This is a genomic window from Pedococcus sp. P2_D9 (assembly GCF_056404275.1).
In genome coordinates this window covers 72024-84698 of the sequence record NZ_JBFUEI010000012.1, presented here as the reverse complement: position 1 = coordinate 84698, position 12675 = coordinate 72024, and the positions used below count along the sequence as shown (strand labels likewise).

At 70.3% G+C, this 12675-nt stretch carries 11 protein-coding genes and 1 riboswitch; of the genes, 5 read left to right on the top strand and 6 right to left on the bottom strand.

All coding sequences use genetic code 11. The annotated features are described in order from the left end of the window. Positions 1–12: 12 nt before the first annotated feature. Positions 13–1026 carry a rod shape-determining protein MreB gene (mreB, locus tag AC1DXJ_RS17215; protein WP_477613404.1) on the bottom strand — a complete coding sequence of 338 codons (1014 nt, stop codon included), beginning with the start codon at positions 1024–1026 and terminating at the stop codon, positions 13–15. A 71-nt stretch (positions 1027–1097) separates the two neighbouring features. Then, positions 1098–2357 carry an MFS transporter gene (locus AC1DXJ_RS17210; protein ID WP_477612476.1) on the bottom strand — a complete coding sequence of 420 codons (1260 nt, stop codon included), beginning with the start codon at positions 2355–2357 and terminating at the stop codon, positions 1098–1100. A gap of 68 nt (positions 2358–2425) precedes the next feature. On the opposite strand from AC1DXJ_RS17210, the gene AC1DXJ_RS17205 reads away from it, so the two are divergent. Next, on the top strand, positions 2426–2953 hold the full coding sequence (locus AC1DXJ_RS17205) for a MarR family winged helix-turn-helix transcriptional regulator (RefSeq protein ID WP_477612475.1): 528 nt from the start codon (positions 2426–2428) through the stop codon (positions 2951–2953). A 45-nt stretch (positions 2954–2998) separates the two neighbouring features. Here the strand turns inward: AC1DXJ_RS17205 and ndk are convergent, their stop codons facing one another. Further along, positions 2999–3427 (bottom strand): nucleoside-diphosphate kinase, encoded by a 429-nt coding sequence (gene ndk / locus AC1DXJ_RS17200; protein WP_477612474.1) that lies wholly within the window; start codon positions 3425–3427, stop codon positions 2999–3001. Between the two features lie 43 nt (positions 3428–3470). Between ndk and AC1DXJ_RS17195 the strand changes: the two genes are divergently transcribed. Then, positions 3471–4190, top strand: coding sequence for a DUF998 domain-containing protein (locus AC1DXJ_RS17195; RefSeq protein WP_477612473.1), 720 nt, complete (start codon positions 3471–3473; stop codon positions 4188–4190). Here AC1DXJ_RS17195 and AC1DXJ_RS17190 read toward each other — a convergent pair. After that, a complete protein-coding gene (locus tag AC1DXJ_RS17190) occupies positions 4090–4488 on the bottom strand; it encodes a DUF4233 domain-containing protein (protein WP_477612472.1) in 399 nt (132 codons plus the stop codon). The two genes, AC1DXJ_RS17195 and AC1DXJ_RS17190, sit on opposite strands and share 101 nt — an antisense overlap. Positions 4489–4676: 188 nt before the next feature. Here AC1DXJ_RS17190 and AC1DXJ_RS17185 point away from each other — a divergent pair, with 188 nt between their 5' ends. Continuing rightward, a complete protein-coding gene (locus AC1DXJ_RS17185) occupies positions 4677–4808 on the top strand; it encodes a hypothetical protein (RefSeq protein WP_255358323.1) in 132 nt (43 codons plus the stop codon). Between the two features lie 30 nt (positions 4809–4838). Here AC1DXJ_RS17185 and AC1DXJ_RS17180 read toward each other — a convergent pair whose 3' ends face one another. Both AC1DXJ_RS17180 and ileS read right to left on the bottom strand, forming a co-directional pair. Then, positions 4839–6224, bottom strand: coding sequence for a bifunctional folylpolyglutamate synthase/dihydrofolate synthase (locus AC1DXJ_RS17180; RefSeq protein ID WP_477612471.1), 1386 nt, complete (start codon positions 6222–6224; stop codon positions 4839–4841). Between the two features lie 20 nt (positions 6225–6244). Beyond that, positions 6245–9553: an isoleucine--tRNA ligase gene (gene ileS, locus AC1DXJ_RS17175; protein WP_477612470.1), complete on the bottom strand. Its 3309-nt coding sequence runs from the start codon at positions 9551–9553 to the stop codon at positions 6245–6247. A 369-nt stretch (positions 9554–9922) separates the two neighbouring features. After that, positions 9923–10049: riboswitch (cobalamin riboswitch) on the top strand. A gap of 103 nt (positions 10050–10152) precedes the next feature. Between ileS and AC1DXJ_RS17170 the strand changes: the two genes are divergently transcribed. Continuing rightward, positions 10153–11802, top strand: coding sequence for a prenyltransferase/squalene oxidase repeat-containing protein (locus AC1DXJ_RS17170; RefSeq protein WP_477612469.1), 1650 nt, complete (start codon positions 10153–10155; stop codon positions 11800–11802). Beyond that, on the top strand, positions 11802–12674 hold the full coding sequence (locus AC1DXJ_RS17165; protein ID WP_477612468.1) for a hypothetical protein: 873 nt from the start codon (positions 11802–11804) through the stop codon (positions 12672–12674). The genes AC1DXJ_RS17170 and AC1DXJ_RS17165 overlap by 1 nt, the downstream gene beginning before the upstream one ends. The last annotated feature ends 1 nt before the right edge of the window (position 12675 follow it).

The window sequence follows — 12675 nt, the reverse complement described above, 5'->3', positions numbered from 1 at the left end:
GGCACGCATCGGTCAGAAACGGCGGGTGTCGATGAGGACCCGCTGGAGGGTCGAGAACTCCTCGATGCATCGTCCCGAGCCGCGCACGACGGCCCGCAACGGGTCGTCGGCCACCCGCACCGGGACGCCGAGCTCGTGCCGGAGTCGCTCGTCGAGTCCGCGCAACAGCGCTCCCCCGCCCGTCAGCGTGATCCCGTTGTCGAGGATGTCGCCTGCCAGCTCCGGTGGGCAGACGTCGAGCGTCGCCCGCACGAGCTCGACGATCTGCAGCACCGGCCCCTCGATCGCTCGGCGGACCTCCTGGCTGGAGATGGTGACGGTCTTGGGCAGGCCGCTGACCAGGTCGCGGCCCCGGACGCGGGTACTCGTCTCCTGACTGAGGGGAAAGGCTGATCCCGCCGCGACCTTGATGTCCTCGGCGCTGCGCTCCCCCAGCAGCAAGGAGTACTCGCTCTTGACGTGCGCGATCACCGCCTCATCGATCTCGTCGCCACCGACGCGGACCGAACGGGCCGTCACGATCCCTCCGAGGCTGATGACGGCGACGTCGGTCGTGCCACCGCCGATGTCGACCACCATCGAGGCCGAGGTCTCGTTGACCGGCAGGTCCGCCCCGATGGCGGCAGCCATGGGCTCCTCGATGACGTAGACCCGGCGAGCGCCCGAGCGCACCGCGGCGTCCTCGAGGGCACGGCGCTCGACTCCCGTGACCTCACTCGGGACGCAGACGACCATCCGGGGACGGACCAGTCGGGAGGGACGCACCTGGTCGACGAAGTACCGCAGCATCTGTTCGGTCACGTCGGCGTCGGAGATGACCCCGTCGGCCAGCGGCCGCACCGCTCGGACGTGGCCCGGCGTGCGACCGAGCATCTCCTTGGCCCGCGCGCCTGCGGCGATCAGCTTGCCCGTGGCTGCCTCGACGGCCACGACCGAGGGTTCGTCGAGGACCACGCCGCGACCCCGCTCGTAGACCAGGGTGTTGGCGGTGCCCAGGTCGATCGCCAGGTCTCGACCCCACGTCATCCAGCCGCCCGCTCCCGGGTTGCGTCGCAACGGCCGTTTTGCGGGTGGCAAGGTGAGGTATGCCGCGTGGATCAGGCTGCCAGCTCGGCCTCGACGCGGCGCGGCACGGCCGACCGCCGTGGGCGCATCGCCACACGCAGCCGCCAAGCCCCGAACACGGCGAGCAGGCTGATCGCCACGTGCAGGCCGATGAACAGGCCTCCGAAGCCCGCCCCGAGCACCACCCCAGCCACCAGCGGGCCGGCGGCCGAGAAACCGGTCTGCAGCGCAGTGAACAGGCCGAGCGTGGTGCCGACGAGGCCGGACGGAGCCAGGCTGGCGGTCAGCGGGTTGAGCACGGGAGCATACATCGTCTCGCCGACCGCGAAGATCCCGAACGTCGTGACGAACAGGGCCGCGGACAGCTCAGGGGCGAGCGAGGAGGCGGCGAGCACCAGCCAGGACAGCGTCCAGATGGCGCCCACACCCATCAGCAGGGTCGCCCCGCTGCGCTTGGCCGTCAGCCTGACGACCAGCATCTGCAGCGCGATGATGACGACGCAGTTGACGGCGGCAGCCAGGCCGATGGTGGTCTCCTCCACGTGCAGGACCGTGAGGGCGTAGGCAGGGAGCCCCGACTCGAACTGGGCGTAGAAGCCCAGGGCCAGCGTGACCGTGACCAGCGCCGTCCAGCGCAGGGCCGGAATGGCCCAGATGGCGCGCAGTGCCTCTCGCGGGCCGGCCGAGCCGACCCCCTCGGAGGCAAGGCCGGGCTCGTCGAGCGAGCCCACCGGCATACCCCATCGCCTGGCACCTGCGGCCAGCAGGAGGAGGCCGGAGACGAGGAAGCCGGCAGCCGCGCCGGCGAAGGCGGGCCACATGCCGGAAGCGCGGTCGAGGTCGACGACGTAACCGGCGCCGAACGCCCCGACGGCCATGCCGAGGGCCTGGCCGGTGAACTGCCACGCGAAGACCCGGCGGCGGTCGGAGCCGCCCACCCAGCGCAGCACGAGCACGGACTGGGCGGGACCCGCGGCGGTGATCCCGAGGCCGAACACGAACATGCCGACGAGGAACGACACCGGGCCGTCCGCCCAGATGAGGGAGGCGGCACCAGCCGCGGCGACCACCTTGGCGCCCACCGCGACCATGACGGGCGACATGCGGTCTGCGAGGCGGCCAGCCACGGGAGCGGCCAGGAGCGCGCCCACCGAAAACAGGCTCGATGCTGCCGCCGCAACCAGCGACCCCCAGCCGCGCGTCGTCGCGGCGTAGGCGTACTGGTAGGGCAGGACAGTGCCCCAGCCGAGCATGGCTACGGCAGAGGCGAGGATCAACAGACGGGCGCGCATGGTCACTTCAACAGTTCTTCGAGTTCGAATATTTCGATATCGAAATCTTAGCATGCGAAGATGACGGCATGCCCCCGAGGTCCAAGAACGTGAAAGGCGCCCAGAGCGCCCAGGAGCAGTACCGGGAAGCCGTGGCGACCTACGTCGCGGCAGGCGGCGACGAGTCCGTGCAGCGCGTGATCACGGCGGTGAACTCCCTGGGCCGCAAGCTCGAGCAGTGGTACACGCGCCAGCTCGTGGACCTCGACCTCTCCCACGGCGAGTGGTCGGTGGTGGCACAGCTGGCCACGGCGGACGGCACGCTGACGCCGAGCCGGCTGGCCGACGCGACGAACGTGGCCGCGTCCTCGATGACGCACCGGCTGGACCGGATGACCGAACGCGGTGTGGTGCGCCGCTCCCCCGATCCGGAGAACCGCACCCGAGTCCTCGTCGAGCTCACCGAGCAGGGCTGGGAGCTGTTCGAGGCGGCGGTGCGCGAGGCCAACGTCGTCGAGTCCGACATCCTCGCCGGCCTGACCCGCGAGGAGCGCGACCAGCTGGCGGCGCTCCTCGAAGTGGTGATCAGCGGTCTCGACGACCTCGAGACGTCCTAGCCCTCAGTGCTTCCAGGGCTTTGAGGCTTGTCCGGGCCCCAGCGACTACAGGTTCGGGAACCAGATCGCGATCTCGCGGGCAGCCGACTCCGCGGAGTCCGAGCCGTGCACGATGTTCTCCTGGACCTTCTTGCCCCAGTCACGGCCGAGGTCACCACGGATGGTGCCGGGCAGCGCGGCCGTCGGGTCGGTGGCTCCGGCGAGCGCACGGAACCCCTCGATGCAGCGGTTGCCCTCGATGACGACGGCGGTCACCTGACCGCTGGACATGAACTCGACGAGCGGCTCGTAGAACGGCTTGCCCTCGTGCTCGGCGTAGTGCTCGGCGAGCTGCTCGCGGGTGGGGGTGGTCACCGCGAGCGCGGCGAGGGTGTAACCCTTCGCCTCGATGCGGCGAAGCACCTCGCCACTGAGGCCGCGGGCGAAGCCGTCGGGCTTGACCAGGACAAGGGAGCGTTCGGTCTGAGTCGTCACGGCCGCCAGCCTACCGAGCAACGGCAGGGACTAGCGTCGCGGTGTGCAAGAGGTGGCGGGGACGAGCAAGGACGTCAGGTATGCCGCGTGGCTGGTCCAGCCTGCCTACCTCGTCATCGAGGTTGCGCTGGCTCTCCTCGCGGGCGTGCAGTACTCGCTGGCCGACGACACGATCAGCGCCCTCGGCACGTCCTGCTCGCCCCACGAGGTCGGGTGCTCGTCCGCCCCGGTGCTGATGGACCTCACGTTCATCCTCTTCGGGATCCTCCAGGCACTGGGCGCCCTCCCGCTGCTCAGGGCGCACGGACGACCCGCCTTGGTCGGCTGGCTGTGGGTCGTGGCCGGGCTGGGTTCGGTCGGCGTCGGGCTCCTGCCCGTGGACACCCACCCCCTGGCCCACTCCCTCGTGGCGCTCCCGGTCTTCGTGGCGCAGCCGCTCGCCCTGCTGCTGCACGCGCGGTTGTCGACGCCTGGCCGACTGCGCAGCGCTGGCCTGGTCCTCGCCGGCGTGGCCCTCGCTGGCGTCGTCACCTTCGCGGGACTGCTCGGCGCCGACCACTGGTCGGGGCTGGCCGAGCGCGCCGCCATCTGGCCGGCGAAGCTGTGGCTCCCGCTGGCCCTCCTGGCAGCTGCTCCTGCGACCGGTGCTGCGACCGGTGCTGCTACTGCTGCTGGGCGACGTCGGCCCGCTGCCGCGCCGCCACCTGCTCCTCCACCCGGTGACACAGGACCAGCGAGCCCACCCACAACGCCAGGAAGATGAGCCCGACACCGAGCATCGCGGGCACCACCACCGCGCTGGCGAAGGTCAGCACCTGGATGAGCCACCCCAGCGTCACCCCCCACGGCCGACGCATCATCCCGGCGGCGAGCCAGCACAGCACTGCGAGACCGACACCGGTCCACAACCAGGCATGGCTGCGGTCGTCACCCTCGGCGCTGGCCAGGCCACGGGCCACCAGCGCGCCGAGGAACACCACGACCCCCTGGCTGCCGAGCACGGTCGCGAGCATCCGCCAGGTGAACTTGCCGAGCGCGCCGTAGAAGACGATGCCCTTCATCGACCGCCCCGGTGGGAGTCACGGAACCTGGTGAGCAGCCAGAAGGCCACGGCGACCACGATGGCGAGGACGATCAGCTTCCCGAACATGCTCCGAGCGTATGCCGTGTGGCCGGGCCGAGAGCGCCGGACCTGGCGTACTGTCACAGAACGGAGTCATTCAGGCTTCCTAGCGCTGGGAGCACCACCATGGCCGACAAGTCACCTCGACAACACCTGGCCAAGAAGGCCGGCAAGTCCATCAAGGAGAAGCGCGCCGAGAAGCACGCCAAGGCCGACGCAAAGACCCACCTCGACGTGGGGCAGATCGGCAAGAAGTAGCCGTACCCACACGCTGTCGGCGCGACCGGCTCAGACGTCGGTCGCGCCGAGCAGCATCCGCACCTCGGCGGCAGTGGTGACCGAGCCCGTCGCCAGCACACCGCCCCCGACGCCGCCCTCGTCGGCGAGTCCCGCCGCGACGTCCAGGGCGTCGGGCAGGTCCTGGACCACCGTGACCCGGTCCTCGCCGAAGATGTCCACGGCCAGCTCACCCAGGTCGTCAGGCCTCATGGCGCGGGGCGAGGTCGTGCGCGAGACCACCACGTGGTCGAGCACCGGCTCGAGGATCTCGAGCATCTCGGTGGCGTCCTTGTCCTTGAGGATGGCGATGACTCCCACGATCTTCGCGAAGTTGAACGAGTCCTCCAGGGCGTCCCGCAGTGCCATCGCGCCAGCGGGGTTGTGCGCTGCGTCCACGATGACGGTCGGTGAACGCCGCACGATCTCGAGGCGACCCGGCGAGGCGACCCGGGCGAGGCCCGCCCGGACGATGTCGGGATCCAGCCGCTGCTCTCCCCCACCGAAGAACGCCTCCACGGCGACCAGGGCCTGCGTGGCGTTGTGCGCCTGGTGCGCGCCGTGGAGGGGCAGGAACAGGTCTTCGTAGTCGCCACCCAGACCACGGATGGCGATCTGCTGCCCGCCGACACCCACGTCCCTTGTCAGCAAGCCGAAGTCGTTGCCCTCGAACGCGATCCGGGCGCCGACCTCGGCCGCACGGTCGGCGAGGATCTGGGCGACGTCCGGCTCCTGGACACCGATGACCGCCACGGAGTCGGGCTTGATGATGCCGGACTTCTCGGTGGCGATGTCGACGACGTCGTTGCCGAGGAAGTGCTGGTGGTCCAGCGCGATGGGAGTGACGACGGCGACCGAACCGTCAGCCACGTTGGTGGCGTCCCAGCTGCCGCCCAAGCCCACCTCCACGATGGCGACGTCGACGGGGGCGTCGGCGAACGCGGCATACGCAACGGCCACGAGGACCTCGAAGTAGGTCATCCGCGGCCCCCCGTCGGCGACCGACCGGGCATCGACGATCTCGATGATGGGCAGCACGTCGTCGTAGGCCTCGAGGAACTTCTCGGCGCTGATCGGCTCGCCGGAGAAAGCGATCCGCTCGCGCACGCTGTGCAGGTGGGGTGAGGTGAACCGCCCCGTCTTCAGGCCCATCTCACGCAGCAGCGAGTCGATGATCCGGGTCGTCGACGTCTTGCCGTTGGTCCCCGTGAGGTGGATGACCGGGTAGGTGCGCTGGGGGTCGCCGAGGAGCTCCATGACCGCGGCGATCCGGTCCAGGCTCGGTTGCAGGTCGTGCTCGGGGGCGCGGGCGAGGATGGCCTCCTCGGCCTCTCGCATCGCCTTGATGACCTCGAGGTTGTGCGCGGCCTCGCGCTGGGCGGCATCAGGGGCAGGCATGGGTTTCAGTCTTCCTTCCGTCAGAGCTTCATGACCTTGATGCGCACCGGCTCGCCGTCGCCGACCGTGGCCTCCGCGACGTCCTCGCGCTGGGGCAGCGCGTCGAGCTGGGGGGCACTGCCGAACTGGGTCGCCAGGGTCTCCTCGACGATCAGGGCCTGGTGGGCCACAGTCGCCTCCCAGACGGCCGGGGACCCCGTGACGGTCAGCGAGATCCGGTCCGACACGTCGAGACCGGCCTCACGGCGGGCCTGCTGGACAGCCCGCACGACGTCACGTGCGAGACCTTCCTGGGCCAGCTCGGCGGTGACCTCGGTGTCGAGCACCACGAAGCCGCCACCGGGCAGCATCGCCGTGGCCTTGGCCCCGCCCTGCTGCTCCGAGTCGACCACCATCTCGAGGGTGTACTCCCCCTCGACGAGGTCCAGCCCCCCAGCAGTCACCGTGCCATCGGGCGCCACGGACCAGTCGCCGGACTTGCTGCCCTTGATGGCCTGCTGGACGTCACGCCCGAGCCGCGGACCGGCTGCCCGGGCATTGACGGTGAGCCGCTGCGTGATGCCGAAGTCGGCCTCGCTGGCGTCGCCGAGGTCGCGGAGGGTGACAGTGCGCACGTTGACCTCGTCGGCGATGATCCCGCCGAAGTCCTTGAGCGACAACGCGTCTGACGTCACGACGGTGAGGTCCTGGAGTGGCAGTCGCACCCGCAGACCACCTGCCTTGCGCAGGGACGACGCCACGGAGCAGACCTCGCGGGCCCGGTCCATGGCCGAGACCAGGGCGTGGTCTGCCGGCAGGTCGGTGTGGTCCGGCCAGTCGGTGAGGTGCACCGAACGGCCGCCTGTCAGTCCTCGCCAGATCTCCTCGGTGGTGAGAGGAAGCAGGGGCGCCGCCACGCGGCAGACGACCTCGAGGGCGGTGTAGAGGGTGTCGAACGCCTGCTCCGCACCGCGGCCTTCCGAACCCGAGCCCGTGCCCGTCCCGGTGTCCCAGAAGCGCTCGCGCGAGCGGCGGACGTACCAGTTGGTCACCACGTCGAGGAAGCCACGGGTCGTCTCGCAGGCGTTGGCGACCTCGTAGCCGTCCAGCTGCTCCTGCATGGTGCGGACGTACTCGCCGAGCTTGGCCAGCAGGTAGCGGTCGAGCGGGTCGGTGGAGGCCGTCGACCACTTCGCCTCGTAGCCCTGTCCGCCACCAGCAGCGTTGGCGTACAAGGAGAAGAAGTACCAGGTGTTCCACAGCGGGATGAGCACCTGGCGCACGCCGTCACGGATGCCCTGCTCGGTCACGACCAGGTTGCCGCCCCGGAGGATGGGGCTCGACATGAGGAACCACCGCATGGCGTCGGCGCCGTCGCGGTCGAAGACCTCACGCACGTCGGGGTAGTTGCGCAGGGACTTCGACATCTTCTGGCCGTCCGAGCCGAGCACGATGCCGTGGCTCACGCAGGACGAGAAGGCAGGTCGGTCGAACAGCGCCGTCGCCAGGACGTGCAGGGTGTAGAACCACCCCCGCGTCTGGCCGATGTACTCGACGATGAAGTCACCCGGGAAGTGGTGCTCGAACCACTCGGCGTTCTCGAACGGGTAGTGCACCTGCGCGAACGACATCGACCCCGAGTCGAACCAGACGTCGAGGACGTCCTCGACCCGGCGCATGGTGGACTGCCCGGTCGGGTCATCGGGGTTCGGCCGCGTGAGGTTGTCGATGAACGGCCGGTGCAGGTCCGTGACCTCCACGCCGAAGTCGGCCTGCAGCTCGGCGAACGAGCCGTAGACGTCAAGGCGTGGGTACTCCGGGTTGTCCGACTTCCACACCGGGATGGGGCTGCCCCAGAAGCGATTTCGTGAGATCGACCAGTCGCGGGCGTTCTCGAGCCACTTGCCGAACTGGCCGTGCTTGACGTGCTCGGGCACCCAGGTGATCTGCTCGTTGAGCTCGAGCATCCGGTCCTTGAACTTGGTGACCTCGACGAACCAGCTCGAGACAGCCATGTAGATCAGCGGCTGCCGGCAGCGCCAGCAGTGCGGGTAGGAGTGGTCGTAGGTCTCCCGGCGCAGCAGGACGGTGCCCTCGGTGACCGAACCAGTCTCGCCCTCACCGCGCGTCCGAGCCTTCAGGTGGTCGATGATCATCGCGTTGGCGTCGAAGACCTGGACACCCTCGTAGTCGGTCACCGGGTAGGTGAAGCAGCCGTCGGGACCGACGGGGATGACCGGCTCGATGCCGGCGGCATCGGTGACGATCTTGTCCTCCTCACCGAAGGCGCCGGCCGTGTGGACCAGCCCGGTGCCGTCCTCGGTGGTGACGAACTCCGCCGGGAAGACCCTGTGCGCACGCTCGTGGCCCAGGTAGTAGGAGAAGGGCGGGGTGAACGACCGGCCGACGAGGTCGCTGCCCTTGAGCCGCTCCACGACGCGCGACTGCGGGTCGACCGGGTCGGTGCCGTCGGAGGTGTCTGCGCCGAACAGGTCCTTGGCGTAGGCCGCGAGGCGCGCCTCACCGATGAGGTAGCGCTCGGTGGTGCCGGTGACGTCGGACTCGACCACGACGTAGTCGATGTCGGGGCCGACCATGATGCCGAGGTTCGCGGGCAGGGTCCACGGCGTCGTCGTCCAGACCAGCGCGAGCTCGCCGGTCTCCAGGCGCAGGCCCACGGTGACAGCCGGGTCCTGGCGGTTCTGGTAGACGTCGTCGTCCATGCGCAGCTCGTGGTTGGACAGCGGGGTCTGGTCGTTCCAGCAGTAGGGCAGCACGCGGAAGCCCTCGTAGACGTAGCCCTTGTCGTACAACGCCTTGAAGGCCCAGATGACCGACTCCATGTAGTCGGGGTTGAGGGTCTTGTAGTCGTTGTCGAAGTCCACCCAGCGCGCCTGACGGGTGACGTAGTCGCGCCACTCCCCCGTGTACTTCAGCACGGACTCGCGGCACTTGGCGTTGAACTTCTCCAGCCCGAGCTCGAGGATCTCGTCCTTGGTCTTGATGCCGAGCTGGCTCATCGCCTCGAGCTCCGCGGGGAGCCCGTGGGTGTCCCACCCGAACCGTCGCTCGACCCGGCGTCCGCGCATCGTCTGGTAGCGCGGGATGAGGTCCTTGACGTAGCCGGTCAGCAGGTGGCCGTAGTGCGGCAGCCCGTTGGCGAACGGCGGCCCGTCGTAGAAGACGAACTCGTTGTCACCGTTCGTGCCCGCCGACCGGTTCTCCACCGACGCGACGAAGGTGCCGTCCTCGTCCCAGTACCTGAGGATCCGCTCCTCGATCTCGGGAAATCGGGGCGAGGCGGGCACGCCAGAGGGCTCGGTGTGGCTGGAGACCTTCGGATAGGTCATGGTGTCGGCGGTCCTCACATCACTCGTGTTCTTCACACGAGGACGACATCGCCGGGATTCCCGGCGGCACCGCGGTACCACCTCGCTTGCCGCACCCACGCGCCCGAGGAGGCCCGCGGCATACGACCGCTCTTGCTCGAGGTTGTGACGGACCCACCCGTCCGGTTCTAGTGAGCCACCACCCCGCGCGTATGCCGCGTGGCGCCGTGACCGTTCTTCCGGAGGCTCCCCGGTGATGGCCGGTTCAGTGCCTGTGCACCCAAGTCTAGCGGGCCGTGACGAAGGGCACGTCCGCGCGGCGGAAGGGCACCGTGCTGCGGTGTAGTCTGAGCGGCGTTGCCCCAGGGCAACACCACGACGCGACACCAGGGGAAGCCGGTCCAACTCCGGCGCTGACCCGCAACCGTAGGCCGCAGTGAAACGCGGCGAGCCGGAACACCTGGATCGCGAAGCGGCTCCATTTCCGTCGAGGTACGCGGGGCGGAGCCCGGACACCAGGTCCGAGGCCGCCCCCCGATGTCGCTCCAGCGACGCCGGGGGTCTTTCACGTTCTGGTGCCGGTGCACCCGTCGCGACACCGTTCGCAGTGAAGAGGCACCATGCACCGCACCCTCCGCAGCGCCCGTCCGGCCGCTGCACTGGCCCTGACACTGGGGGCAGCCCTGGTCCTGCCCGGCGCGGCGTTCGCCGGGACGACCGAGCCCACCCCGGTCAGCACCACGAGCACGACGAGCACCGGGACCACGAGCACCGGGACCGGCAGCGCCACGAGCGAGCCCACCGGCTCGACCTCGGCCACCACCACGACCCCGCCCCCCAGCGACACCTCGACGACCACGTCCGCCACAGGCTCGACCACCACCGGGACGAGCACCCTTCCCAGCACCACGACCGCCACCACCGGGTTGACCAAGTCGAGCGCCGCCAAGACCACCTCCCCCACCCTCGGACTGGTCCCCGGCGGCCGGGCGGGCCGGTATGGGCTGAACGCTGCCGCCGTCCTCCCCGAGACCTCCACCGACCCGGCCCTGGTCGCCGCCGGCTACCTCGTCAGGGAGCTTGCCGCAGGCCAGCACCACTTCTCCACCGTGGTCCCCGGCTTCGGCACGTTCGCCGACTACGGCGTCACCGCGGACGCCGTGCTGGCGCTCGCGGCAGCGGGGGCCGGGCAGGATGAGGCCGCCCTGACCACCGCGTACCTCGCCAACCACGTCCTCGACTACGTCGGCTTCGGCGATCCCAATGAGATCGCGGCGGGCGCGGTCGCGAAGCTCCTCAACGTCGCCATCGCGCAAGGTGTGGACCCGACCGCTTTCGGGGGTCAGAACCTCGTCGCGACCCTGCAGGCGCGAGAGGCACAGAACGGCCGGTTCTCGGACCAGTCGCAGTACGGCGACTTCTCGAACACGTTCGGCCAGTCACTCGCCCTCATCGGACTGCACCGGGCCGCCGTCACCACGAGCGCCCCATCGCGGGCGTACCTGCTGACCCAGCAGTGCTCGAACGGTGGCTTCCTGCTGTTCATGACCGATGCCGGCTGCACCGATCCTGCCTCCGCGGACCCGGATGCCACGGCCATGGCCGTCCAGGCCCTGATCGCGATCGGCGGCGCGACGGCTCAGGTCAGCGCAGGCCTCGACTACCTCGCCACGCGCCAGGCAGCGTCGGGGGGTGTCGGAGGCGGCGGACCCCAGACAGGACTCAACGCCAACACCACCGGTCTCGCCGGACAGGCCTTCCTGGCAGGTGGACGCAGCGCCAATGCTCGTCGCGCCGCATCGTTCGTCGCCGCACTGCAGTACGGCTGCACGTTCCCGGCAGGCGTTCGCGGTGGCATCGCCTACGACCAGACCGCCTACGACGACCAGGCAGACGCCGGAACCGCCGCAGCCCCTGTGGACCAGGACCGTCGTTCGACGTCGCAGGCCGCCCTCGCACTCGCCGGCACGCCGCTGTACGCAGTGTCGGCCGTCGGCGCCGACGCCACGGCGCCCGAACTCGACTGCCCCGCGGTCACGACCTCCACCACGACCTCCTCGACCAGCTCGACGAGCTCGAACAGTGCCGGCACCAGCACCACCGCGGCCGCGCCGGCGCCGGCCGACCCCTCCGACCCCGGATCGGCCGTGCCCGGCAACCTGGCCTTCACCGGTGCCGATGTGGCGGCGGCGACCCTCCTCGGAGCGCTGCTGCTGCTCACCGGAGCAGGGGCCATCGTGCTGGCACGGCGCAAGGGCGTGCACGCCTGATGCGGCTGCTCGCGCGCCTCGTCGCCGTCGCCGGACTCGTCGTCGCCGGCGGCCTCGCCCTCCCGGGCGGGGCCGCCCAGGCGGCGGCGTGCTCGGGCACGTCCGGGGTCACCGTCGTCATCGACTACGGATCCAGCTCGTCAACGTCCTGCGCGCCTGGCGATCCGGCGTCGGCCATGTCCGCCCTCAAGGCCGTGGCCACGGTGGTGAGCCCCCAGCGCTACCCCGGCACCGTCGTGTGCCGGATCAACGGGACACCGGCCAGCGACCCGTGCGTCCAGATGCCGCCGGCCAACGCCTACTGGGCGTTCTTCCATGCCTCGCGCGGTGGATCGTGGACCTACAGCAGCTCGGGGGTGGCCAGCTACAACCCCGCCCCGGGCACCGTGATCGGGTTCGCGTTCGGGTCCGGCGGCGCCCCCAGCAGCCCGCCTCCGGCTGCCAGCCCGAGCACGCCCAAGCCGTCGCCCAAGCCGAGCGCCTCCAGCTCGTCGAGCAAGCCACCCGCACCCAAACCCGCGGGCACCACCCCGGCCCGGCCCAGCAGCTCCAGCACCTCCGGCTCGACCCCCGCGGCCGGCGCCGGTGCCGGCACAGGCGCTGGCGCCGGCACCCGGCCGGGATCGCCGAGCAGCGCGACTCCGGGCGCCAAGCCGTCGACCACCACGACCTCGCCAGGCACCACCACGACCTCCGCGACGTCATCGGGCACCACCTCCGCCGGCTCCACCGGCAGCGGTGAGTCGGACAACGCAGCATCGGCCACGCCCGACTCCGGTTCGCCGCTGACCCTGCTCGCTGGCCTCGGTCTGGTGGGGCTGGTCGGTGCCGGCGCGGCATACCTCGCAGTGCGTCGTCGAGGAACCGCGTAGC

Bases quoted from the DNA above. Each gene is read 5' to 3' on its own strand.
- AC1DXJ_RS17185 (WP_255358323.1), top strand. From the start codon at position 4,677: ATGGCCGACAAGTCACCTCGACAACACCTGGCCAAGAAGGCCGGCAAG.
- AC1DXJ_RS17170 (WP_477612469.1), top strand. From the start codon at position 10,153: ATGCACCGCACCCTCCGCAGCGCCCGTCCGGCCGCTGCACTGGCCCTG.
- AC1DXJ_RS17210 (WP_477612476.1), bottom strand. From the start codon at position 2,357: ATGCGCGCCCGTCTGTTGATCCTCGCCTCTGCCGTAGCCATGCTCGGC.
- AC1DXJ_RS17190 (WP_477612472.1), bottom strand. From the start codon at position 4,488: ATGAAGGGCATCGTCTTCTACGGCGCGCTCGGCAAGTTCACCTGGCGG.
- mreB (WP_477613404.1), bottom strand. From the start codon at position 1,026: ATGACGTGGGGTCGAGACCTGGCGATCGACCTGGGCACCGCCAACACC.
- AC1DXJ_RS17205 (WP_477612475.1), top strand. From the start codon at position 2,426: ATGCCCCCGAGGTCCAAGAACGTGAAAGGCGCCCAGAGCGCCCAGGAG.
- ileS (WP_477612470.1), bottom strand. From the start codon at position 9,553: ATGACCTATCCGAAGGTCTCCAGCCACACCGAGCCCTCTGGCGTGCCC.
- AC1DXJ_RS17165 (WP_477612468.1), top strand. From the start codon at position 11,802: ATGCGGCTGCTCGCGCGCCTCGTCGCCGTCGCCGGACTCGTCGTCGCC.
- AC1DXJ_RS17180 (WP_477612471.1), bottom strand. From the start codon at position 6,224: ATGCCTGCCCCTGATGCCGCCCAGCGCGAGGCCGCGCACAACCTCGAG.